Here is a 24709-nt window from a genome sequence, read left to right on the forward strand (position 1 = left end):
AAAATATGTGAATAGAGGAAGTGCTAACTGGGGAAAAGGAGGTAATCATGGGGCGTATAAATATATTTTTACTGCTTGCCGCTGTCATGATAATATGCTGTGGCTGCGCTGGAACATCAGGAGATGAAGAGGTGGTGAAGGAACTGTCTGAATATCAGATGACACAATTGAATGTGGCGGAGGTGTATGGAATAGGAAAGACACAGGACGGTTATGTGTGTATAGGAGAAAATTCTGACGGCGAGGCTGTAAAGCTGACATTCATGTCACCTAATGGTGAGGTACAGGAGGAAAAGCTTGACTCAGCTTTCGTGATGTCAGTGGACGAGAAGATATCAGCGGCATATGTTGATGGGGATGGAAGTATATATATAGCTTTGAGCAGTGTCTTGGGAGATGGAGACATGGAGAGCAGGATAGCCGTCATAACAGGGAATGGAGAGGTCAGACAGCTATCTGATGAATTTGAGGGAAATGTGACAGCTATCAGAGTGCTTGCTGACGGATCCGGCTATATCTCGGGCTGCCCGGGCGGTGATATAAGGTGTTTTTCAATGGATGGTGAAGAGAGATTTGTCATCAAAAATATGAATTACACAGATATATGTGTGGCGAGCGACAGGATTATGGTTTTGACAGAGAGGAGCCTTCTGTCATATGACATATCCGATGGAAGTGAGACTGAAAACATCACAGCATTTGATAAGAGTATGGCGGACGACCTGGACGAGACCTTCAACGAAAAGGGGATGGATGCGGTGAGCTGCAGAAATATCATGAAATATGACGAAGATTCGGACTCACTGTATCTTATGCTGAGCACAGGTTTATATGAGTATAAGCTGAAGGATAGGCTGGGAATTAGACTTGCTACGTTCAGGGATTCAGATATTGAGTACGACTATGTGGTTGAAGGCGGTGATACATTTGTTGCGATAGCTGGTGGCAAGAGTGGAAGAAAGTATGTGGTGGTGTATTCATATGATTCAGGTTATGCTTCAGCAGAAGACAAAGAAGAGATGGGTGATAATGAAGTTACACTATATTCGTTATATTATGCAGAGAGCTATGAAACTCTCATCTCATGGTACGAGGAATACCATTCTGACATGACGGTGAAGTATACATGGGGAATAGATGATGATAATGGAATATCTGAGAGCGATGCAATAAGAGCGCTCAATACACAGCTTCTCGCTGGTGAGGGACCTGATGTTATCATAATGGACGGATTGAATGTGGGAAGCTATGAGGATACCGGAGTGCTCTTGGAATTGTCACAGGTGTATGACGATATACTGGAGGAAAATTCAGACTGTCTGGAAAATGTTCTCAACACATACAGGAAAGAGGATGGTTCGATATACGCAATTCCATCCATGGAGACGTTTACTGCAATTATCGGGCCGGAAAAAGAGGTAAAGAACATGATGGATGTACAGTCGCTTGCAGCATATATAAGCAGTCAAGACAGACCAAAATATGGAAATGACCTGTCATTCTATAATTGGGAGTGTTATTTTGATATATTGTATTCAGGATACGCATCGGAGATTGTGGATAGCAATGGAAATTATGACGAAGAGATGCTCAGAAAATTTCTAGAGGACTTAAAGCTTTTGTATGACACGGAGATGGAAAGGACGACTCAGGATCAGATTGATGAGTGGAGTGCAACGTGGGGCACCTACAGTGATCAGATAAAAAAAGCTATAAACAGTGAGTATATGAGCCCGCTGTTCAACAGCGCCTGGTCTGGAAGAAAAACAGCATTTGTGAACATGAAGACGATGGGAGAATCCTGGCGTTTTTACAGTATAAAAGAGGACTATGAGGTCGGAACAGGTGAGAGCGGCGAAAATACGGATTACGCATATGAAATATGGGGAAATGGTGGAGGAAAGGTGTTTGTGCCAAACACGGTTGTTGCGATAAATTCCAGATCAAAGAGTTTAGATCAGGCTATAAGTTTTATGAAGGATCTGTTCAGTACGGATGTACAGAAAATATATTACGGCGTTGAATGTGGAAATCCGGTCAATATGGAGGGCGTGCGGGAATGGAACAGAGAGGCACAGTCCATGGGAACTCCGGGAGGAAAGATCACCCTGGGGGGAAATGATTACATGGATTGGTCGTATTGGCGTAAGGATGAGTATCTTGAGGACTATATAGATAAATTGAGAGAGCTTGATACTCCGTCGAATACTGATGCGAGGGTGCGCAGTGTGATAAGGGATAACGTTGGAGACTATCTTGAAAATGGGGATAGTCTGGACAGCACAGTTAATTCCATAGATAAACTTTTAGGGGTGTATTTGAGTGAATAAATTAGTTAGCAGAAGGACAAAAGGAACAGTCGGATTTGTGATTCCGGGTTTTTTTGGGGTTATGATCTTTGTTGTTATTCCGCTGATGGATGTATTTATATCGTCATTTCAGAGTGTGGGGCATGGCGGCTTTTCAGGACTGCAAAATTACAAAGCGGTATGGGAAAATACGGCATTCAGACTAGCAGCAGGCAACTCCCTGCAGTTTGAGCTGGTGAGTGTTCCACTTCTCATGGTAATCTCGTTGATAGCTGCGGTAGAGGTATATGGAATGAAAAGCAGCGCAGTCAGGTTTGCATTTCTCGTGCCGCTTGTTATACCATCAAATTCACTTGCGGTGGTCTGGAGGCTATTGTTTGCTGATCTTCTTTCGGGAAAGGCGGTCTTCTGGCTGTTTGTGGGCACATTTATATTTAAGAACACAGGGTACAATATGCTTATATGGATGTCTGGGTTGTCGGCGATACCGGAGACTGTGTACGATGCTGCCAGAGTTGATGGAGCGGGAAGATATACCCAGCTATTCAGGATCACGCTTCCAAATATGAAAAGGTCATTTTTCATAGTTGCCATGTTGTCTGTGGTGAATTCCCTTAAGATATTTAGGGAGCAATATTTGATGGCAGGCAGCTATCCGGACATGAGCATATATCAGATACAGCATGTGTTTAACAACTGGTTTGAGAAGCTGGAAATCAGCAGGCTTACGGCGGGGGCAGTTATGACAGCCGTGGTATTTTTCGGAATCATACTTATAATTCGTTTAGTATGTCTCACTGATTGGCATGAGATATCAGTTAAATATAAAAGAAAGATTTTACTGAGAGGACGTGGAATCAAATGAGGTATGTAGCAGAGGGGATACATTTGTTATTGAAGATACTGGTCATAATGGGAGCGGCGCTGGCGGTAATCCCTTTATTGATTCTGTTAAGTGGAACATTTATGGGTGAGATGGAGCTGGATCAGTTGTTGTTTCAGGGGGCAGATAGTGGTGCGAGACATGTTGTGTGGCATATGATCCCGCTATATCCGACATTTAAAAATATTGTAGAACTGTTATTTGACACTCCGGAATACTATGTACTTTTCTGGAATTCCGTGAAGATAGTCGGGGTGGTGATAGCCGGACAGCTTGTGTTCGCTGTGCCAGCAGCGTGGGGGTTGTCGCGGAGCGGCAGCAGATGGGCAAATCTGATATTTGGTCTGTATATGTTCTGCATGATACTTCCATTTCAGGTGACAATGCTGTCGCAGTACATTGTGTTAAATAGGCTAAACATGATAAATACGCATTGGGCGATTATTCTGCCGTTGATGTTCTCAACCTTTCCGATATTTATTATGTATAGCGCATTTGAGCAGATCCCGGATTCAGTGGTAGAGGCGGCACGGCTGGATGGTGCGGGCAGTTTCACTATATTTTTACACATGGCCATACCCATAGCAAAGAGAGGAATCATAGCTGCAGTGATATTGGGATTTCTCGAATACTGGAATGTTGTGGAGCAGCCGGTCGTGTTTCTCAAGGACAAGTACCTGTGGCCATTGTCTGTTTATCTGCCAAATGTGACGGAGGGAAGTGCGGGAAGAGCGTTTGCATTTGCACTGTTCAGTTGTATTCCGTCACTGATCGTGTTCTATGTCGGTAGGGGAATTCTGGCTGATGGAATATCAATAGGTTCTGCCGAAGATTGATAAAGGCAGATTGTAGGAGAAAACAGGAGAAGTATTATGAGACGATTTGCAGGAAAGCGATGGACAGACTGCGGTATAAAGGCCGTTATGATCTTTATGGCGGTGGTTATTGTCGGCACATTTGTGTCGAGGTTTGCGAGCAGTGCTCTTACCCCGAGGGTTGAAACGGAGTATGCAGTGTCGGGGACGGTGTCTATGAAGGTTTTACAGGATGTGGTTATAGATGGGGATAAGAAGACGCCGGTGTATATCTATCCCGGACTCCCGACGCAGGAGATATTTGTCAGTGCAGGGGAAAAGATTAACCGGGGAGATCCGCTTATGAGGGTGGATGTGAACATGGCCAGATCTGTGTATCTTGAGAAGAAGCTTGAGCAGAAAAGCCTGAAGGAGCAATACTGGTATACATGGGGAGAAGAGATGGATGTTATGGATGACAAAATTGCAGTGGTAGATGAACAGCTCCAATCTCTGGAAAAACTTATGGATGATGATGGAATTGTTTATTCGGAGCTTGACGGAATCATATCGGAGTCCAGAGTCGATGTAGGAAATAAAACTGAGGAGAGTGCGGCTTTTGTGGTCACGGAGAAAGCAGATAAATACACTATTAAAATATCTGTGACAGAGGAACAGAAAAGGTATATAGAAAAAGGGGACAAGGTTATGGTTCAGCAGGACGGCAGCGGTGTGAATACGGAAATATCTGCGATATACAGTGATGCTGATAGTGGACAGGGATATATAGTGGAGGCAGTTATTCCAGGAGATATATTTGAAGTGGGTGACAGCGTGCTGGCAGAGATTTCACATCAGTCTGAGAGTTACAGCTCTGTGGTTCCTGTGGCCGCAATACGTGCTGATGTGTCTGGGTCATATGTGCTTGTCGAGAGACCGAAGGAAAACCTTCTTGGGACGGAATATGTTGCTGCGAAGGTATATGTGACAGTCGGGTATACAAATAATTATGACGTAGGTTTGAAGAAGAGCCCTTTGACCAGTGATGATAAGATTATTGTAAGCTCAGATAAGAGAGTGGAAGCCGGTGATACTGTACGTGAAAAATAGAAGGTTTTATAAGAGCGCTGTGATCGGCATAGTTTTCGGTATTGTATTGGTGTGGTTGTTTATATGGAATGTCATGAATGTAATAAATATAAGTATTAGGTATGATGGCGACAGAAACTATGCATTTGTCACCACAGGGCAGACTGTGTACACCAGAATGAAGGACGAGGACTATGTAAAGGGAACATATAGAATTTTCCCAGAGGAGACAGTTGCCGGGGACAGTGTATATAAAAAAGTCCAATCTGATATAGTTGTTGTTGATTTTACTGTAGAGGATATTTTAGGGGTAACCGGGGCTCTGCAAAGAGATGATACAGATGGATGCATAATAAGCGGGGAGCTTTCATATACGCTGTTTGGAAGCAGTCGCACCGTTGGCTCTATTATAAAAGTGTTTGAAAAAACTTATGTTGTCCGTTCTATCGTTGACTCTGAGGAAAGTTATATAATCGTTCAGGCAGGGCAGGAACGTGGAGGTGACTGGGAGTTTGTTGACAGTAAAACTATAAATGGCATAGTGCTCGACGTATCGGATGAGAATTATAGGAGTGAATATGCAGATGATGTAGCCTGTCATCATGGTTATGGCAACAGCTTTTACTATGTTATAGATTATCTGGATATTTTACCGGACATAAATCTGCCGTCAAAGTGGTCAGATTTTGATTTCTGGAGGGATACCTGCGATGAGCTTAAGTCCATAAATGAGAGAAAGTTGTATTCTGACAAGGATGTTCTGGAGAAATCCTATTACAGGTGCAGCCAGAAGCTGAAGAGGTATAGATTGCGAAGTGGTATTTTTGTTTTCATATTATTTGTGTGGATGATTATGATATGCAGATTCATTAGGGAAAATATAAAAAAGTAAAACAAAAAAATGGTTTACAATGGCAATTTTGTGCATATAATTAGTGATAAAAGGTGGTGAAAAATATGATTATAAGATATACGTTTGATAATTTCTGCTCCTTTAATGCAGAGAGTGAGTTTTCCATGGAAGCCCCTGGGGGAAAAGTAAAGAAACGTTTTCCTGATAATTATACAACAACTCTGATTGGATATGATCTTTTAAAGACTGCTGTAATTGTCGGTGAAAATGCAGGTGGAAAATCTAATTTTATAAACAGCTTAAAGTATTTGAAATCGTTGTTTGATACTAACTTGAAAGTGCAGTCTGTAAATGCCTATATAAATACTGATACATTGGTAAATGAGAAAATACCAAAACAGAGATTTAATATCGTGTTTGTAGCTAGAAATCATTTTGTTTATGAATATGAAGTAGTAGTGGACAGTTTGGGAATATATAGTGAAAAACTCCTAAGGAGTCAGCTCAGAAAAAGAGCTGCAAGTGAGGTATTTGAAATTAAGCGGGATTCAGACTCGAAATATATACAGAAAAGAGGAAAAGCAAAGGAAATCGCAACTGTACTGGAGAACAGCAACAATAGTTATGGCTTATTTGTAAGCAAGCTTGCGTTGTTGGGGAATGCAGATGCGGCTGAGACTGTTGACTGGATGGCAGATGTATTATATCCGGGAACTTTGCCTTCTGAACAGGTAGAAAACATAATAAGACAGGAGTCGGATATTGAAATTCTCAAAGATCCAAGATATGTGGAAATTTTCAGAATGGTGGATTATAGCATATGTGGGATAGAGGTAGATGAAGAGAAACCGTATTCAAAAACGATGATAATTCGTTCAAATGCAAATGGACAGACATTTAAACGAGAGCTTTCTCAGGATTCTACTGGTGTTCGTGAATTTTTTGCATGGGCAGTGCAGATCTTTCGGGTTGTATATGCAGATAAGGTTGTATTTGCAGATGAGATGGATAGGGTGCTTAATCCAATCTTATCAGAACGTGTAATTGCATATATAAATGGAATGGAGCATAAAGGACAATTTATCTTTTCAACGCATAATGTACTTCATTTGAACTTGAAGACATATATGAAAGAACAGATATATTTTATTACAAAGAACAGGGAGAATCTTGTTTCAGAGCTTTATTCTCTTGCGGATTTTCCTGAAGTTAGATACGAAAACACAAAAATATATGAGTTTTACATGAAGGGGATTTTGGGAGGTACAGCGTTTGAGTAGAAAAAAGCGAATCCTACAGAAAAGATTTGCAATATTTTGTGAAGGAGATACAGAATACAATTATATAGATAAGATGAGAAGAAATCAGGGCGTTGAACTGGTTTTGAAACCAATTAATATGCATGGTGGGGGCTATGCGAATTTCTTGCAGAAAATAAGAACAGAGTCGCAAAGTAACTATCTGGCAAAGTTTATTATTGTGGATGCGGATAGGCTTACTACTATACAGGGCGAGCTGGATGGGTTCAATAAGCTGCTTGAATATTGCATGATTCAAAATAAAAAAGGCAACACTCCACATTTCATTATAATGGACAATCCTAATTTTGAATATGTGGCTTGCCTGCACAGTCCTGCGTATAAAGGACAGGATGTTCATAAGTTTATTCAGTCATCATTTGGTACAAAAAGTATTGCCGCTTTCAAGGGAAATAAAGATATTTACAATTATCTCAATAGTGGGGAGTTATCATATGTAAATATGCTGTCTTCACTTACCGGAAAAGATAAGCTGCTATATAACAGATATGAGATAAAGAAGAAGAACTTTGAAATAGTGGTAAAAGATACTGTGGTGGATATGGATAATATCAATATAAAGAGCAGTAATATAGAAGAGTTTTTTGATGTGATCGACTGGTGATGTGCCATGAGTTGATGATGGAGATGCAGGAATATCAACAATGAAAATTTTGCATGGTTGGTGTTCAATAAGTATTATGAGGAGATTGAAGAAAAATAAAGATATATGGAGAAGACAATAAAAATAGTGGCAATTACACTTGGTGTATTGGCGCTGATTGTGTTTATTCCGTTTGTCTGTTTAAGATACACAACCAGATATAAAGAGAAACTCGTTGATAAAACAAGTTCTCCTGATAAACAATACATATTGTCGATGTATTCGGTTGGAGAGCCGTACTGGCCATTTGGCGGTGCGCCGGGAAGGCTGATACTGGAAATGGCAAATAGCAAGGTGGCAAGAGCAGAATTTGAAATAGCCAATGACGGAGCCAGATTTGATGAGGACAGTTGGGATGTGACATGGTGTTCCGACAGAGTGGAAGTTGTATTATCCGGAAACGAACAATACGATGAACTTGTTACCATGTATTTTGATGGCGGTGTAGAAAGAAAAAGGCTTACAACGATTCGAAAACAGGCAGCTGCCACAACCACTGAAACAGCGAGAACGGATACAGAAACAACAGGTGGCGAAATACCAGGGAATAACTCTGAAGAAATGCCTGATGACGTCAGCATAACAGCTGGATATAAGGCGGTATACGATTTGTATAACGATGACAATCGCACAGAATTCGACGTCACATATGGTGCCTCGGAGCGTTCGTCCAGATGTGTGCTGAATGAAAATACAGGTATGATTGATTACATTGTCTATAATGGAAAATCACCCAATGGCAAATGCTGCATATATGTACGGTATAAGGTGGATGCGTCTGCAGATGAAACTGTTTCATACGATGAAGGGCATATGGTTGACATATATGCATATGTACTTGAAACTAAGAAAGTGGTCAGCAGCGGCAAAAAGCAGTGGGAGGATACAGGCTCTGATGAGTTTATAGATGTTACGGAAAAATAAAAATATTACTAAAGGTGAGTCCTACCTTATAAGTGGAGGTTATAAAAGCGTAAGAGTCGCCTTTGGTGATTCTTCAAGGCGGCTGAAAAATGGAGAGCAGATTTTCGTAGACGATCTTATAGAACTTGCATACAGATATTTAAGAGAGATAGAGCATTCTGACGAAAACCTGGAGAAGGTGGAAGTGCTGGATTGGCTTGATTGTGCTGCTATCAAAATAGAATTACAAACATCTGAATATATGGGTAAAGCAGTCGAAAGGCTGTGACGTAAAGCTACAGGGTTTGTAAAAATAGTAGCCAGTTGCAGATACGAAACAGTTGGATCTATGCGTATGTCGCATAGATCCTTTTTGGTGCATGGTAGGAGTAGTTGTTTTTGCCTTGACGGACAAGCTTCTTATCTGGTTAAAAAGAGTGTTTTTAATTGACAATATATAGAAAAACGAGTATATTGTGGTTGGGGATGAGTAAAATCTCCAATTAAATTGATAGTCTAGAAATAGAGGATAATATAGAATTATCCATTAAATGTACCAGAACGTAGAGAGAAATAGTTGGTAAGATTTTCAGCATTCAAATATTAAAATTATTTCTTGGATGCTTAGTTGCCAAGATACTTCGTTGCTTTGCCAATGTAACGTGAGTGTATATTTCGGTAATATTGATAGAACTGTGTCCAAGCATTTCCTGAATATAGCGGATATCTACATCAGCGTCCAGCAGGCTGGTGGCAAAAGTATGTCTGAACATATGTGGGGTGATGTGTAGATCAATAGCGGCAAGTGAAGTATATTTATTTATCATTCTGCGTACAGCCTGATCGGTCAGAGGTCGACCAGATTGATTTGCAAAAAAGTGATTGCAATTTACTATTTCCGAATGAAAATCAACTTTGTATTTATTCAGTATATTTATAACAGAAGGACTTCCTATCTGAATTCGTCGCTCCTTATCGCCCTTGCCATATATAAGGATACTTCCATCATATAGGTTGATATCATTGATTTTTAGTGCACAAAGCTCAGAAATTCTCATGCCAGTTGCAAATAAAAGCTCGATAACAGCGGCGTCCCTCAGAGAATTTCTTCTTTGGTAGGTGGTTTTGGCACAATTAAGTTGTTCATAAATAGTAGACAAAAATATTTCAATGGTGCGAATTGGAATTGTTTTGGGCAATATTATGGGTTCGCGAAATTTAAGCTGCAATTTATTAAATGGATTGTTATTCAGAATTTCTTTGTATTCAAGATAATGAAAAAAAGCCTTAGTAGATGCGATTTTCCTTTTTACAGTCTTGGGTTTATATGTGTTATTAAGTATTCCGATGTATTCCTCCAATATATTTGTGGAAATGTCAGTGATGTCAGATGAGCAAATATAGCTTACGAATTGATTTAAATCAATCTTATATGCTTTCAAGGTCTTTTCATCTAGGCATTTCTGTTTGTCACAGTATTCCAAGTAGTTTTTTATAGATGTTTTCATGGTGTCCATAGTTAATCTCCTTTGTATGTATTTATCAGAAATATATGGTACAGGAAAAATGAAAGAAAGTAATTAAGACTGTTTAATTTGATGTGAATAACAAAAAAATATAGGGGCAGATGACTGTTTTTATGCCCATTTGCTGAGACATCGGGTGTATAATTATCATACGTTTACCCACAATTTACATCTGCGCGGTATCGACTTTTACATGAAGGTAATACCATAAGTCTGTTGTGAGTAAAGGTTTGTTTGTATAAAAGGAGACTGGAAATGAGTAGTTACGTTATATCGGACATCCACGGATGCTACGATGAGCTGCAGAAGATGCTCGAAAAGATACAATTCGGCGATGGGGATACGTTGATATGTGCGGGAGATTATATAGATAAAGGACCGAAGAATGCTGATATGCTGGAGTGGATTATGCGTGCGCCGGCAAATGTCATTCTGATTCGGGGAAACCATGACGAGGATTTTGTTCAGAACATAGAGGCGATGAGAATTATCAGCTATAAAATGGATCTTGTTGCTGACAGCCGGAAGGATACGAAAATGCTGTATAATGCAATGAGCAGACTTGCATGCCGTGATGACAGTGTGAGATTTGACCGCTGCGGCACGGTATGCGAACTGATAGAATCCGGATATACATTTTCACAGCTTACTTCATGGACGGAGCGGATAAAGCGCATGCCATATTACTATGATATGGAGGTGAATGACAGGAAATGTATAGTTGTCCATGCCGGATATATAAGAAAGCTTGACACACTGGAGCTTAAAGCAAAGTACAGTTCAAGGGAAGAATTCTATATGAATGCTAGGGATGATGGGTATACCATCGGCGGTATATGCCATAGTACGATAATCGCCGGGCATACGCCAACGGTTAAGGAAGGGGAATTCGCCTGGAATGATGGACAGGTGTTTTGCATGTACGATAGGGATCGTGATATATTGTTCTACGATATAGACTGTGGATGCTGGATGAGAAGTACAAGAAAGAATGCCAGACTTGCGTGTATCAGGCTGGAGGATGAAGAAGTGTTCTATGTGTAAGTTCACAAATTCTTCACAAAAATTATTAGCACTCACTATTGCAGAGTGCTAATAAAAGTGGTATAACATAATCAGTCAAAGGAAAGAGCTTCTAAATAGAAATTAACGATAAGCCTTGAAGCGATCCTTTGAAAAGGAAACGAAATTATTAACATGTATATACCTGATGCGATAAAGGCAGAGGGGATAGATATTGGAAGGAGAGATGACTTATGTTAATGCCTAGTATTATTGGAGATAGCTTTTTAGATGATTTCTTTGGATATCCTGAGAGGACTTATGCAGCACCAAAGCAGACGCAGATGAATGGATTTATGCAGGCTGATGTAGCCGAGAGTGAGGATGCATACACAGTTGAGATGAATCTTCCAGGAGTTAAGAAAGAGAATGTGAAGATAGAGCTCAAGGATGGATATCTGATCGTGAACGCTTCTACAAAGAGTGAGACTACAGAGGAGGATAAGAAGACAAAGTATATCCGCAAGGAGCGTTACAGTGGCTCAGGCAGCAGAACTTTCTATGTTGGCAAGGATCTGACTCAGGAAGATATCAAGGCCAAGTTTGAGGACGGAGTGCTTAAGCTCACAGTTCCAAAGATTGAGAAGAAACCGGAAGAGCCAAAGTCAAAGTATATAACAATTGAATAATATTTCACAAAGCATGTAGACGCCGCGCGAAGCGCATATAATGCGTCTGCTGACTAAATACATTTCGTAGTGTTGATGACCGGCGCAGGAACCTCCCTCTTGCGCCGGTTTTTTTGTGGACTTTTACGTGGGGACGGAGGTACCTGTCCCCTCCGTCCCCGCGGGGATTGTTGATTGACAACCTTAACTCACAGATTATAATGGGAATAAGCATAATTACAAATAAGACAAGGAGATGTATGACATGAGATACAAGGCAGCGATATTTGATATGGATGGAACAATACTCAATACTCTGGAGGACCTGACAGACAGTACAAACTATGCACTTGCTCATCATGGATTCCCTGAGAGAAATATAGATGAGGTTAGAAGATTTGTTGGGAATGGCATACGAAAGCTCATTGAGAGAGCTGTGCCGGCGGGAACTGATGTGGCAACTATAGATAAGGTGTTTGATACATTTGCTTCTTATTATAAGGAGCACAGTGCCATCAAGACCAGACCATATGACGGAATACATGATGCCATCGCAAAGCTCAGGGCAGCAGGTGTGAAGACTGCGGTCGTGTCCAACAAGGCAGATTTCGCAGTTCAGGATCTGTGTGTTGACTATTTCCCAGGAATGTTTGATTTCGCACTTGGTGAGAAGTCTGGCATAGCAAAGAAACCGGCACCTGACATGGTGGGGGAGTGCCTCAGAATGCTTGGTCTTGAGAAGAAGGATGTCGTGTATATAGGTGACTCTGACGTGGATCTTGCCACAGCAAGAAATTCTGGAACGGATGTCATCATGGTTGGCTGGGGATTCAGAGACGAGGAGTTCATCATGAGCCTTGGCGCACCGTTTGTCATACATGACACACAGAAGATCGTTGATATAGTATTGGGAGAGTAGTGGATGCTTACATATTCATTTGACGACAGAGGGATGGATTTCCTCTATGAGCATTTGTACAAAGAGATAAAAAATGACATATTGATAGGAAATCTTAAAGCCCATGAGAAGCTGCCGTCAAAGAGGGCGCTTGCAGCTCATCTGAATGTGAGCGTCGTCACAGTGGAAAACGCATACAGTCAGCTCTTGGCTGAGGGATATATTTATTCCAAGCCGAAGAGCGGGTTCTATGTGTGTGACGTGAAGGCTGAGGATGCGGATGTTGTGGGAGTGAGCAATGCCTGCTATACCAGTCGACCGGAAGACCATGTGACAGAGCATACTCATGTGATCAGGGAACACGCAGAAGCCTCTGACCAGAACAGGTTCTTTGCCGACTTTGTGAACAATTCCACCCTCAGTGAGAACTTCCCATTTTCGACATGGACGAAGCTCATGAGGGAGACGATGATGGATGACCGGGAAAAGCTTATGAAGAGATCGCCGTCTGGTGGGATATTTGAACTCAGAAAGGCCATTGCGGATTATCTCTATCAGTTCAGGGGGATGTCTGTAAGCCCAAACCAGATCATAGTCGGCGCGGGAACGGAATATCTGTATGGTCTTATCATACAGCTTCTCGGCAGGGACAGCGTATACGGTGTGGAGAATCCGGGATATCAGAAGATACAGCACATATACGATGCATATCAAGTGAAATGCTGTTATATAGACATGGATGAGAGCGGTGTCAACATAGATTCGCTAGAGCGGTCCGGGGCTGATGTGGTGCATATATCACCGTCACACCATTTCCCTACGGGAACTGTCACTCCGGCGAGCAGGAGATATGAACTGCTGGGCTGGGCGGCAAAGCAGAAGGGCAGATATATCATAGAGGATGAATATGACAGTGAATTCCGTCTGGTGGGCAATCCGATCCCAGCACTTCAGAGTATAGATGCCTCAGATAAGGTCATATACATGAATACATTTTCAAAAAGTTTGTCATCAACCATACGAATAAGCTACATGGTATTGCCAATACCGCTCATGGTAAGGTATAATCATATACTAAGCTTTTATGCGTGTACGGTGTCGAATTTTGATCAGTATACACTCACAAGGTTTATCCAGGAGGGGTATCTGGAAAAGCACATCAACAGGATGAGAAAGTTTTACAGGAACAGCAGGGACAGGATACTTGGTTGTATCAGGAGTCACAGGCTGTATCCACAGGTAACGATAAAGGAAGAGAATGCAGGTCTTCATTTCCTTATGGAGATCGACACGTCATACACGGACAGAGAGATGGTGGACAGGGCTGCCGCGGCAGGAATCAACATATCCAGCCTCAGCCAGTACTGCCACGGAAAAGAGCAGGAGGACAGCCACACGCTGGTTATCAATTATTCGGGTATAGAAGAAGATATAATAGAGGAAGCCTGTGACAGACTTCTTGAGAGTGTGGTGCACTTGACGACATAGCACGCAGACGCCGCGCGGAGCGCATTTCATGCGTTTGCAGGATTTTTTCGTATTTTTCGTAAGGAGGACAACAGATGAAGATATCATTCGATTCCCTTGAGGAGCAGAATATTCAGAACTTTAAGGGTGGCGAAGGCGTATTCAAGCCACGCATGCACGTAGGCAATTACAACAAGATCATGAGGGCAACACTTCCAGCAGGAAGTTCTATAGGACTTCACACACATGACACCAACAGCGAGATCATATTTATCATCTCAGGAGTTGGAACCATGGAGTATGACGATACCATGGAGATACTGAATCCGGGCGACTGCCACTATTGTCCGCCGGGACACAGCCACAGCCTGAAGAACAACGGCGATGAGGATCTTGTGTTCTATGCTGTAGTGCCAGAGCACAACTAGAAGAAATCGATAAAATAATATATAAGAAATATAGCTGAAAAAAAGAGGTTTCCGAATGAAATACATCTGAAATATATCTGGAATTTTGGATGCGTATCAGAGTGTGGCGACCTCTTTTTGTATACTATCAAGCACTTGTATTGATATATGGCGTCAATTTGCGTCGTAAATTCTCCCCACACAAAGAAAATTCATTTGTTAATGAGAAAATAAGCTGATAAAATGTTCTTTAGTGGCATCATTCATACGTTTGCTAAACTGTGATTTAGAGTGCCACCGGGCTGGATCATATACACAAAGACTGAGAAAGACATTGGGCTGAATCATATACACAAGAGCTGCAACAAAACATCGATCATCGCATAGGGCAAAAAGACAGATGTTCGATAAAGAAAGGTGCAGATATGATATCAGAAGAAAAAACAACAAAGACAGCAGATCCAACTATATCCCGTGAGGAGGCTATAGGGATACTCAACACGGCGGATGATCAGCTTGACGAGCTGGTGGCACGTGCCGGGGAGCTCCGAGAGAAGTACAAGGGAAAACATGTGGGAATCCACATCCTGACAAATGCAAGAAGTGGTAACTGCTCCCAGGACTGTGCATACTGCGCACAGTCGTGTCGTTCAAAGGCAGACATCGACAAATACCGCTGGGTTGGCGATGAGAAGCTTTACAGAGACAATGATTTTGTGGACAAATACCATCTGTCCAGACATTGTATAGGACTCAGCGGAATGAAGTTCACGGATAAGGAGATTGAAGAGCTTGCGGTGCGCATCCGCAGGATGAAGGAAAGCGGAACACACCTGTGTTGCTCCATCGGATTTCTGACGGAGAAGCAGGCGCATATACTGCGGGATGCGGGACTTGACAGGATCAATCACAACCTGAACAGCAGCCGTGGCTTTTACAGCAATATATGTTCAACCCACACATTTGACCAGAGAGTTGCAAATATAAAGATGCTGCAGAGCGTGGGATTTGAGATATGCAGCGGAGGCATCATAGGAATGGGTGAGAGCAGGGAGGATGTGGTGGACATGCTCTTGGAACTCAGGGAGATCAATCCCGAGGCGATTCCTATTAACTTTCTTCTTCCGATAGAAGGCACGCCACTGGGGGACATTGATACGTCAGTACTCACAACGGAGTACTGCCTGAAGGTGTTGTGCCTTGCGAGGCTCATGGTGCCACAGGCGGATATAAGATGTGCCGCGGGCAGGGAGAGATATTTCAAGGGTGAGGAGAAGAGACTTCTCACTGTTGTCAATTCTATCTTTGCATCGGGTTATCTCACAGAGAACGGACAGGGCATGGAGGATACGATAAAGGCGATCACGGATGCCGGATTCACATATGAGGTGGAGTCGGCGTAGCGGTTCGTTTACATAAATTTTACGTGCCTGCATATTGAAACAGAATCGTGATGTGGAGGAGATAAACTCACAGGAACAGCAGTATGCAGATGCCTATGAGAGGGCACGTCAGTAGGCGCATTGCATAGTGAGACTGCGCAAAAGTAGCAAAGGCATTTGCTTTCTGCGGTCAGATATGTTAGAATCTGTAAAAATCAAAGATAAAAATAACGTGCAGATTACGGACCGAAAAGGATAACGACTGTGCATGCTTTGGCATGCCGGCTGTTATCCTTTTTGTGTTTTATAGTGATTGCGGATAAGGAGAAGTGCATGTATCTGATGATAGACAATTTTGATTCGTTTGTATATAACCTGAAGGCGTATTTCGAGGAAATGGGAAGATGTGTGACCGTAAAAAGGTGCGATCGGATATCTCTGCATGATGTGGAAGATCTGGAGCCGGAGGGCATAATACTTTCACCGGGACCTGGGCGGCCATGGGAGGCAAAAATGTGTGTGGATGTTGTGAACATGTATAAGGGGAAGATTCCGATACTTGGAGTCTGCCTTGGACATCAGATACTTGGGTATTGTGCGGGCGCCATTGTTGAAAAAGGAAAGATGCCAATGCATGGAAAGGTGACAGAGATACATACCTGTGGAACAGGTCTGTTCGCACGGCTGCCGGAAAGCTTTCATGTCACAAGATACCACTCATTGGTAATAAATGGCAGCAGTCTGCCTGATGATTATCAGGTGGATGCTATATCCGAGGATGGTGCAGTTATGGGAATATCACACAGAAGGCTGCCGTTGTACGGGGTGCAGTTTCACCCGGAAGCGGTACTTACGGAGTATGGTCATGATATATTGTATAATTTTTGTATAGCGGCGGAGAAGTTTAATTGCAGATAAGGAGTCATATATGAGCAGTATGAGGCGAGTGGTAAAAAAACTTGACAGATATGTGTGTGCAGCTGATGTTTTTGAAATATATGAGGATGAGACAGGAATAGCATTTCTTGACTCATCCCTTGTGAATAATCTGGGACACTATTCGATCATTGGGAGATGCCCATATCTCAGGCTTGTTAAGAATGGGGATACATTTGAGGTTAATGGAGATTCTGAAAAGAATATAACATTTGAAGAATATATGAGACAGTATCTTGTACAGCATATGGATACGAGCCCGGAGAATTTGCCGATTGTATCAGGCGCGATAGGGTATGTATCCTACGATTATGGAATGGACAGGATGGGGATTGACTCCCTCAATGAAGAGCTTGTGTCTGTTCCAGATGCAGTCATGACATTCTATGACTGTTTTGTTGTTGAAGATTGCCTAAAAAAAGAGACATATCTTGTGGCAAATGGGATAACAGGTGATGCACAGTCAAATATTGATGTAATGGAGAATGATATAGAGAAGTATTGCAACAGGGATGATCGGGAAAATGGGAATATAATTGGCAGGACGAGTGAAGATGTACAAAAGAGGAAGAAGTATAACTTGAATGTGTACGAAGAGTGCAGCAGGGAAGAATATGAGGACTCTATAAGAAGGCTGAAGGATCATATAACCGAGGGTGATGTATATGTTGCAAATATGACAAGGCATATGGTTATCGACAGTGATAAAAAGCCTCTGGACGTGTTCCATGACCTGAGAGTCAGCAATCCGTCGCCATTTGGTGGATATCTTGATCTGGGAGATTATCAGATAGTGAGCGCATCTCCTGAACGGTTCATGCAGATAAAGGATCGCCATGTGTATACCCGGCCGATAAAGGGGACGAGGAGACGAGGAGAGACTGTCAGGGAGGATGAGGCGCTCAGGAGGGAGCTTGAGAAATCACAGAAGGAAAAGAGCGAACTTCTGATGATTGTAGATCTTGAGAGAAATGACCTGAACCGTGTGTGCAGACCGGGAAGCGTAAAAGTGACTGAACTGTTTTCGATAGAAGAATATGCGACTGTTTTTCATCAGGTGGCAAATGTAGAAGGCGTGCTGCAGGATGGAGAAGATGTGATGTCTCTTCTTACTGCGGCGTTCCCGGGTGGTTCTGTTACAGGGGCGCCGAAACGCAGGGCTATGGAGATCACAGATGAACTTGAATGCGGAAAGAGAAATATTTACACCGGATCTATTGGTTATATTACATTGGATGGAAAATGTGATTTTAATATAGTGATAAGAACTGTATTGTACAGAAATGGCAGGTATTATCTTGGCGTTGGAGGCGGTATTACTGCTGATTCTGATCCTGGTGCAGAGTATGAAGAGACACGGGATAAGGCAAAAGCAATACTCAGTGCATTGCAGTAGCATTTGAAAATGATGAAAATGGGAGAAATGTAAAATGAATGTAAAAATGGATGATTGCTTTCAATTTGGTCTTGGAGCATTTGAAACTATAAGTGTGGTTGACGGCAGGCCGATATTTCTTGACAGGCATCTGAGACGCCTGGAAGATGCTGCAAGATTCCTGGATCTTGGCATGCCAGCAGAACGGGGCATAGACAGGATAACTGTGCTGAAATATCTGAGAAAGTGGATGAGTGAGCATGATTACAGAGATCGATCAGGTCATATGAGGCGATGTGCGTTAAAGATCATGCTGACTCAGGAAAATGTGGTTTTTTCAATGAGAGATAATCCTTACACCCCGGATATATACGAACGGGGGTTTGCAATGGACATAAGTAATGTTAGAAGAAATGAGACATCGCCGTTCGTATATCATAAAACCATGAATTACGGAGACTGCATTCTTGAAAAAAGGCGGTCTAGGAAAGCTGGAATGGATGAACGGATCTTCCTGAATACAAAGGGACAGATATGCGAGGGTACGGTGAGCAATATATTTTTTGTGAGAGATGGCAGGATATACACACCCGCGATAGACTCAGGTCTCCTGCCTGGAACAGTAAGGGGGTATATCTGTGAATCAGAGGTGGTCACGCAGACAGTGATATTCCCTGATGAACTGTCATCATATCAGGAATGCTTTGTGACCAATTCCTTGATGGGGGTCATGCCGGTGAAACTACTGGGAAATATCAGCTTTGAGGAGAGGAGCGTCACTGCCAGGATGATGAGAAAATATCATGATTTTTCAGCTTCATGCCGGTAAAATGCCTTTTTGTATCATTGTGGTCCGGGCTCAGCCACTTCGCATATGGTAAGAGTGTCACCCGATATGGTAAACCTTATATCGTATCCACCGTACAGCATCCCGTACCGTCTATTCGGTTCATCCTGATAGCCAGGCCTTGGATCCTGCGCAAGTATCTCTTTCAGGGCCTCGATCTGTGTACTTGAAAATATTGTTTCAAGTTTGACGGCGATATCGTCAGAGAAACACACAGACAGCTCCGGAATATCAAGGGAGTCTGTCCAGCCCCCGGTCGCATCCGGATGGCTGTCGGTGTATGGTAGATAAGGCTTGATGTCGTACACCGGTGTTCCGTCCAGTATATCGGCACCCGACACCACAAGCCCGTGTACACAGCCAGTTCCTTCATTATATATAATGTCCAGAAGCTTCACCGATGATAGTCCGATGTTGTTCGGTCTGAATGGCGATCTGGTGGCAAAAACCCCCATCCGCTGGTTACCACCCAGCTTTGGGGGTTTTACTGTTGCGGTAAAACCATTCTTGTGAGCCCTGGAGAAGTCCCACAGCAGCCATATGTGGGAGAATCCGTCAAGTCCTCTGAAAGCCTCTGCCTGATTGTACGGTGGAAGCATCTCTATAAAAGCGGCGGCGCAGTCTGTCAGACCGCTCTGCCTTGGAATCCCGAACTTCTCTTTGTGGTCACATCTCACATATCCTATTACTTCTAAACTGGTATTTGTCATGTATATTTATCCCACTTTCTGGTTGTAATTTATAAGTTATGGCAGATTATTTGCTGTACATTCAGCATGCATTGATTAACGCCGACTTTACATTCAATTTACATTGCGCTGGTTATGTATTTTACTTGTGCCATTTATCATAGTGCAAAGAAAAGAACGAAAGGCGCGCGAGTTCTTTTCCGGGAAATAAGCAAAGAATGATATGTCCCAATAATACAATATTTGCAAAGACCGGTTCAAGAGATAACCGGCACATGTAACAATTTTCGTAGAAAACTTGTTATGCAGCATCAGCCATACCATAAAGCGATTTTGCATGGCTGATGTTCCAAGAAAGAATATGGACAAAGTAAGGAGAAGAAGAAAATGGTTAAATTAAAGAAAGTATTGGCAGTAACACTTGGAGCAGCACTTATGGTAGGAAGTCTTGCAGGCTGTGGAAATAATTCATCAAAGAGCGCAGATGGCGGATTCGATGCAGCACAGGATATATCAGTAGTATCAAGAGAGGAAGGCTCAGGAACAAGAGGAGCATTCGTAGAGCTCACAGGAGTTGAGGAGAAGGATGCAGATGGCAATAAGGTCGACAACACAACAACAAATGCCATCACATGCAACAGCACAGAGGTCGTACTCACAACAGTAGCAGGAGATGATTATGCAATCGGTTACATATCTCTCGGAGCACTCAACGATACAGTAAAGGCACTCAAGATCGGTGGAGTTGAGGCAAGTGAGGAGAACATCAACAATGGTTCATACACCCTCTCAAGACCATTCAACATCGTTACAAAGGATGGCATCAGCGATGTTGCACAGGATTTCATCAACTACATCATGAGCGAGGATGGACAGAAGATCATATCAGCAAATAAGTACATCGAGGTTGCAAACAGCGGAGCATTTACCTCAACAAATCCAAAGGGCAAGATCGTTGTTGCAGGTTCATCGTCAGTAACACCTGTTATGGAAAAGCTTATCGAGGCATACAAGGCGATCAATACAAATGCTGACATCGAGCTTCAGGAGAGCGATTCAACAACAGGTATTACATCAACATCAGATGGAACATGCGATATAGGTATGGCATCACGTGAACTCAAGGATACAGAGACATCACTTGGACTTAAGGCAACAGTAATAGCAATGGACGGAATTGCAGTTATAGTAAATAACAACAACCCTGCTGAGGACTACACAGTAGATCAGGTCAAGGACATATTCACAGGTTCAGCAGCAAAGTGGGAGGACGTAAAGTAATCAGCTTATGCATAAACTTAAAGAAATAATTATGCATGTAGTATTCCTGATAGCGGCACTGGTATCCATCGCGGCGGTGGCACTCATATGTGTGTTCCTGTTTGTGAATGGAATACCGGCCATTAAAGAGATAGGCTTCGGGGATTTCGCCCTTGGTGAGGTCTGGAAGCCTACAAATGGATACTACGGCATTCTTCCTTTCATATTAGGAAGTATATATGTAACAGCCGGAGCACTGATAATTGGAGTTCCAATAGGACTTCTGACAGCGATATATCTGGCAAAGTTTTGTCCCGACAGATTATATAAAGTTATAAAGCCATTTATCAATCTGATGGCCGGAATACCTTCGGTAGTATATGGATTCTTTGGAATGTGTGTGCTTGTACCGATGGTGAGAAGCATATTTGGAGTAAATGGAAATACGATGCTCACGGCATCAGTACTTCTTGGAATGATGATACTTCCAACTATCATCAGTGTATCAGAGACCTCAATAAGAGCGGTACCTGACAAATATTATCAGGGAGCTTTGGCACTTGGAGCAACACATGAGCGAAGCGTGTTCAAGACTGTTGTCCCTGCAGCAAAGTCAGGAGTTATGGCAGCGATTATCCTTGGTGTTGGCCGTGCAGTTGGAGAGACTATGGCGGTCATCATGGTCGCTGGAAATCAGGTCCATATGCCTGACGGAATACTGAGAGGTGTCAGAACACTCACCACAAATATAGTAATGGAGATGGGATATGCGACGGACCTGCACAGACAGGCTCTGATAGCGACGGGCGTTGTACTGTTCGTATTCATACTCATTATCAACCTCCTGTTCTCCATCATAAAGAGAAAGACGGTGGCATAGATGACAGAGAGAGTAGAAGGAATAAAGACAGTTGTCGCATGTGGCGATGACAGAACAAAAAATACAATAATCAGCACGAAAAAGACGGCACCTGAGGACGATCCTTCATCCATAGTTGATGTTGACAGCATAGAGGCTATAAACAAGAGCACATGGTCTGAGAAATGGGCTGAGTACAGAAAGAGACCGGGATCATTCATAATGTTTATCCTTGTACATCTGGCGACACTCATAACTGTGCTCTCCATAGGATTTTTGTTGGTGTATGTACTGGTAAAGGGAATTCCAAACCTTAATGCGGACATATTCAGCTGGGAATATACATCGGACAACTGTTCGCTGGTACCGGCACTTATAAATACGGTTTACATGACGTTGCTGTCCCTCCTGATAGCAGGTCCGATAGGAATATTTGCAGCGATATATCTTGTCGAATATGCAAAGACTGGCAATAAGCTGGTGGGGGTAGTGAGGATCACAGCGGAGACACTTACAGGAATACCTTCGATCGTATACGGACTATTTGGAATGCTGTTTTTCACAAATGCGTGTGGACTTAGATTATCACTCATATCAGGTGCGTTAACCCTGGCGATAATGGTTCTTCCGGTCATAATGAGAACCACAGAGGAGGCACTTATGGCAGTGCCTAAGTCTTATAGAGAAGGAAGTTTTGGACTGGGAGCCGGAAAGCTCAGAACAGTATTCAAAGTAGTGCTTCCAAGTGCCGTTCCTGGAATACTGTCAGGAATCATACTTGCGACAGGACGTATCGTGGGCGAGACGGCAGCACTCATATACACAGCAGGATCGGTTGCAAAGATGGCGACAAAGCTTACCGATTCAACAAGAACTCTGGCGGTTCATATGTACCTTCTGTCAAAAGAAGGACTTCACACGGATCAGGGTTATGCAACAGCGGTAGTGCTTCTTGTACTTGTAGTGCTTATCAACTTTGCGTCCGACAAGATTGCAGGCAGGGTTGCAGCAGATAAAGCCAATTAACATGTGTCAGGGCTTTGGAATCAGAGTCTTGGCAGGTGCTTACAATATCCGGCAGAAGCGATTGAGCTTCTGCAATTAAAGAAGAAAATTCTGAGCACGAAAAAGATAGTACAGCATTCTGTTTCGTGCTTGATATTAAGAATGGAGAAAAATAGATGAATAATAACGTTAAGTTCAGCGTTAAAAATCTGAACCTCTATTATGGAAAGTTCCATGCCCTTAAGGGTATTGATATGGATATTCCGGCAAATGAGGTTACAGCATTTATTGGACCATCAGGTTGTGGAAAGTCAACATTTCTCAAGTCACTCAACAGAATGAATGATCTGGTAGAGGGCTGTAAGATAACAGGTGATGTGAGGCTTGATGGAGAGGACATATACAGCGGAATGGATATTAACCTTTTGAGAAAAAGAGTTGGAATGGTGTTCCAGCAGCCAAATCCATTTCCGATGAGCGTGTATGACAATATAGCATATGGCCCAAGAACCCATGGAATAAGAAACCGAGCAAAGCTTGATGAGATAGTTGAGAGATCCCTCAGACAGGCGGCAATATGGGATGAGCTTAAGGACAGACTGAAGAAATCAGCCCTGGGTCTTTCGGGTGGTCAGCAGCAGAGACTCTGTATAGCCAGAGCACTGGCAGTGGAGCCTGAGGTGCTTCTCATGGATGAACCTACATCGGCCCTTGATCCTATATCGACATCCAAGATAGAGGACCTGGTACTTGAACTGAAGGACAATTACACCATTATCATGGTTACGCATAACATGCAGCAGGCAACCAGAGTTGCGGACAACACAGCGTTCTTCCTTCTCGGAGAGGTCGTTGAGTACGCAGAGACAGAAAAGATGTTCAGCAAGCCGGCTGACAAGCGTACAGAGGATTACATCACCGGTAGATTTGGTTAGGAGGGACACGATGAGAGACAAATATGAGATGCAGCTTAGAAAGCTTCACGCAGAGATGATAGAGATGGGAACTATGGTCGAGCAGGCGATCGAGACAGCGATCAAGGCTCTCGTGGCCCAGGACACAGAGCTCGCAAAGAAGGCGATCGAGGCGGATGACGCCATCGACCATCAGGAGAGAGAGATTGAGAATCTGTGTCTCAAGCTGTTCCTTACCCAGCAGCCGGTTGCCGGGGATATGAGAAATATATCCGCAGCACTCAAGATGATAACGGATATGGAGAGGATCGGAGATCACGCCTCAGATATATCAGAACTCACACTGTGCATGGCTGGCACACCATATATAAAGAAGCTTGAGCACATACAGCAGATGGCAAAAGAGACGATCGTCATGCTGGTATCAAGCATAGAGGCATATGTCAACGCAGATGAGAAAAAGGCAAAGAGTGTAATAGAGCATGACGATGTCGTTGATGATCTTTTTGACAAGGTCAAGAATGAACTCATCACAATGATACATGAGAATCCGGATGATGGAGAGCAGGCTTGTGACCTTCTTATGGTTGCCAAGTATCTTGAGAGGATTGGCGATCACGCAACGAATATATCAGAGTGGGTCCACTTCTCAATAACAGGAGAACATGTAGACTGATGATT

Annotated in this window: 25 protein-coding genes and 1 riboswitch; of the genes, 23 read left to right on the plus strand and 2 right to left on the minus strand. The window is 42.8% G+C overall.

The annotated features are described in order from the left end of the window. Window positions 1–47 precede the first annotated feature (47 nt). From DXD11_RS07150 to DXD11_RS14205, 9 genes are all read left to right on the plus strand, one after another. Window positions 48–2330: an ABC transporter substrate-binding protein gene (locus tag DXD11_RS07150; RefSeq protein ID WP_118017261.1), complete on the plus strand. Its 2283-nt coding sequence runs from the start codon at window positions 48–50 to the stop codon at window positions 2328–2330. Then, window positions 2323–3174 carry a carbohydrate ABC transporter permease gene (locus DXD11_RS07155; RefSeq protein ID WP_118758070.1) on the plus strand — a complete coding sequence of 284 codons (852 nt, stop codon included), beginning with the start codon at window positions 2323–2325 and terminating at the stop codon, window positions 3172–3174. Before DXD11_RS07150 ends, DXD11_RS07155 begins: the two co-directional genes overlap by 8 nt. Continuing rightward, the gene (locus DXD11_RS07160) at window positions 3171–4028 is read left to right on the plus strand and encodes a carbohydrate ABC transporter permease (RefSeq protein ID WP_118017265.1); all 858 of its coding nucleotides are present in this window, start codon (window positions 3171–3173) and stop codon (window positions 4026–4028) included. The genes DXD11_RS07155 and DXD11_RS07160 overlap by 4 nt, the downstream gene beginning before the upstream one ends. A 36-nt stretch (window positions 4029–4064) precedes the next feature. After that, window positions 4065–5096: an efflux RND transporter periplasmic adaptor subunit gene (locus tag DXD11_RS07165; protein ID WP_117550757.1), complete on the plus strand. Its 1032-nt coding sequence runs from the start codon at window positions 4065–4067 to the stop codon at window positions 5094–5096. Next, window positions 5086–5967, plus strand: coding sequence for an ABC transporter permease (locus DXD11_RS07170; protein ID WP_147323114.1), 882 nt, complete (start codon window positions 5086–5088; stop codon window positions 5965–5967). Before DXD11_RS07165 ends, DXD11_RS07170 begins: the two co-directional genes overlap by 11 nt. Window positions 5968–6032: 65 nt before the next feature. Continuing rightward, entirely contained in the window at window positions 6033–7208 is a 1176-nt protein-coding gene (locus tag DXD11_RS07175; protein ID WP_117550753.1) for an AAA family ATPase, read from the plus strand. After that, a complete protein-coding gene (locus DXD11_RS07180) occupies window positions 7201–7851 on the plus strand; it encodes an RloB domain-containing protein (protein ID WP_117550751.1) in 651 nt (216 codons plus the stop codon). The genes DXD11_RS07175 and DXD11_RS07180 overlap by 8 nt, the downstream gene beginning before the upstream one ends. A gap of 105 nt (window positions 7852–7956) precedes the next feature. Next, window positions 7957–8814: a hypothetical protein gene (locus tag DXD11_RS07185; RefSeq protein WP_118758071.1), complete on the plus strand. Its 858-nt coding sequence runs from the start codon at window positions 7957–7959 to the stop codon at window positions 8812–8814. After that, window positions 8798–9082 (plus strand): hypothetical protein, encoded by a 285-nt coding sequence (locus DXD11_RS14205; RefSeq protein ID WP_147567732.1) that lies wholly within the window; start codon window positions 8798–8800, stop codon window positions 9080–9082. Before DXD11_RS07185 ends, DXD11_RS14205 begins: the two co-directional genes overlap by 17 nt. After that, a riboswitch (cyclic di-GMP riboswitch) is annotated at window positions 9049–9125 on the plus strand. It overlaps the preceding gene by 34 nt. 264 nt (window positions 9126–9389) lie before the next feature. Here the strand turns inward: DXD11_RS14205 and DXD11_RS07190 are convergent. Then, window positions 9390–10310, minus strand: a complete 921-nt coding sequence (locus DXD11_RS07190) for a tyrosine-type recombinase/integrase (RefSeq protein ID WP_118758072.1) — start codon at window positions 10308–10310, stop codon at window positions 9390–9392. A 264-nt stretch (window positions 10311–10574) separates the two neighbouring features. Here DXD11_RS07190 and DXD11_RS07195 point away from each other — a divergent pair, with 264 nt between their 5' ends. From DXD11_RS07195 to DXD11_RS07235, 9 genes are all read left to right on the plus strand, one after another. Next, window positions 10575–11363: a metallophosphoesterase gene (locus tag DXD11_RS07195; protein ID WP_118758073.1), complete on the plus strand. Its 789-nt coding sequence runs from the start codon at window positions 10575–10577 to the stop codon at window positions 11361–11363. Between the two features lie 212 nt (window positions 11364–11575). After that, on the plus strand, window positions 11576–12010 hold the full coding sequence (locus DXD11_RS07200) for an Hsp20/alpha crystallin family protein (protein ID WP_118017275.1): 435 nt from the start codon (window positions 11576–11578) through the stop codon (window positions 12008–12010). 244 nt (window positions 12011–12254) lie between these two features. After that, window positions 12255–12908 (plus strand): HAD family hydrolase, encoded by a 654-nt coding sequence (locus DXD11_RS07205; RefSeq protein WP_330416345.1) that lies wholly within the window; start codon window positions 12255–12257, stop codon window positions 12906–12908. Between the two features lie 3 nt (window positions 12909–12911). Then, window positions 12912–14375 carry a MocR-like pyridoxine biosynthesis transcription factor PdxR gene (gene pdxR / locus DXD11_RS07210; protein WP_118758074.1) on the plus strand — a complete coding sequence of 488 codons (1464 nt, stop codon included), beginning with the start codon at window positions 12912–12914 and terminating at the stop codon, window positions 14373–14375. A gap of 74 nt (window positions 14376–14449) precedes the next feature. Beyond that, window positions 14450–14782: a cupin domain-containing protein gene (locus tag DXD11_RS07215; protein ID WP_004850052.1), complete on the plus strand. Its 333-nt coding sequence runs from the start codon at window positions 14450–14452 to the stop codon at window positions 14780–14782. 404 nt (window positions 14783–15186) lie between these two features. Continuing rightward, window positions 15187–16164: a biotin synthase BioB gene (bioB, locus tag DXD11_RS07220; RefSeq protein ID WP_118758075.1), complete on the plus strand. Its 978-nt coding sequence runs from the start codon at window positions 15187–15189 to the stop codon at window positions 16162–16164. A 312-nt stretch (window positions 16165–16476) separates the two neighbouring features. Beyond that, window positions 16477–17061, plus strand: coding sequence for an anthranilate synthase component II (locus tag DXD11_RS07225; protein ID WP_015533771.1), 585 nt, complete (start codon window positions 16477–16479; stop codon window positions 17059–17061). Window positions 17062–17071: 10 nt separating this feature from the next. Further along, window positions 17072–18475 carry an aminodeoxychorismate synthase component I gene (gene pabB, locus DXD11_RS07230; protein ID WP_118758076.1) on the plus strand — a complete coding sequence of 468 codons (1404 nt, stop codon included), beginning with the start codon at window positions 17072–17074 and terminating at the stop codon, window positions 18473–18475. 34 nt (window positions 18476–18509) lie between these two features. After that, window positions 18510–19283, plus strand: a complete 774-nt coding sequence (locus DXD11_RS07235) for an aminotransferase class IV (protein WP_118758077.1) — start codon at window positions 18510–18512, stop codon at window positions 19281–19283. A gap of 14 nt (window positions 19284–19297) precedes the next feature. On the opposite strand, the gene tsaA is transcribed toward DXD11_RS07235, so the two are convergent. Further along, the gene (gene tsaA / locus DXD11_RS07240) at window positions 19298–20011 is read right to left on the minus strand and encodes a tRNA (N6-threonylcarbamoyladenosine(37)-N6)-methyltransferase TrmO (protein ID WP_118758078.1); all 714 of its coding nucleotides are present in this window, start codon (window positions 20009–20011) and stop codon (window positions 19298–19300) included. 366 nt (window positions 20012–20377) lie between these two features. Between tsaA and DXD11_RS07245 the strand changes: the two genes are divergently transcribed. The 5 genes from DXD11_RS07245 (at window position 20378) to phoU (ending at window position 24704) form a co-directional block, all read left to right on the plus strand. Beyond that, window positions 20378–21271, plus strand: a complete 894-nt coding sequence (locus tag DXD11_RS07245; protein WP_118758079.1) for a substrate-binding domain-containing protein — start codon at window positions 20378–20380, stop codon at window positions 21269–21271. Between the two features lie 7 nt (window positions 21272–21278). After that, window positions 21279–22130: a phosphate ABC transporter permease subunit PstC gene (gene pstC, locus DXD11_RS07250; protein WP_118758080.1), complete on the plus strand. Its 852-nt coding sequence runs from the start codon at window positions 21279–21281 to the stop codon at window positions 22128–22130. After that, entirely contained in the window at window positions 22131–23135 is a 1005-nt protein-coding gene (gene pstA, locus DXD11_RS07255; RefSeq protein WP_243105832.1) for a phosphate ABC transporter permease PstA, read from the plus strand. Window positions 23136–23290: 155 nt separating this feature from the next. Continuing rightward, complete coding sequence (pstB, locus tag DXD11_RS07260; protein WP_118649708.1) at window positions 23291–24049, plus strand: phosphate ABC transporter ATP-binding protein PstB; 759 nt, start codon at window positions 23291–23293, stop codon at window positions 24047–24049. Window positions 24050–24059: 10 nt separating this feature from the next. Then, the gene (phoU, locus tag DXD11_RS07265; protein ID WP_118758081.1) at window positions 24060–24704 is read left to right on the plus strand and encodes a phosphate signaling complex protein PhoU; all 645 of its coding nucleotides are present in this window, start codon (window positions 24060–24062) and stop codon (window positions 24702–24704) included. Window positions 24705–24709: the final 5 nt, after the last annotated feature.

Origin of the sequence: Coprococcus sp. TF11-13, from assembly GCF_003481085.1 — a bacterium.
GTDB lineage: Bacteria > Bacillota > Clostridia > Lachnospirales > Lachnospiraceae > Coprococcus > Coprococcus aceti.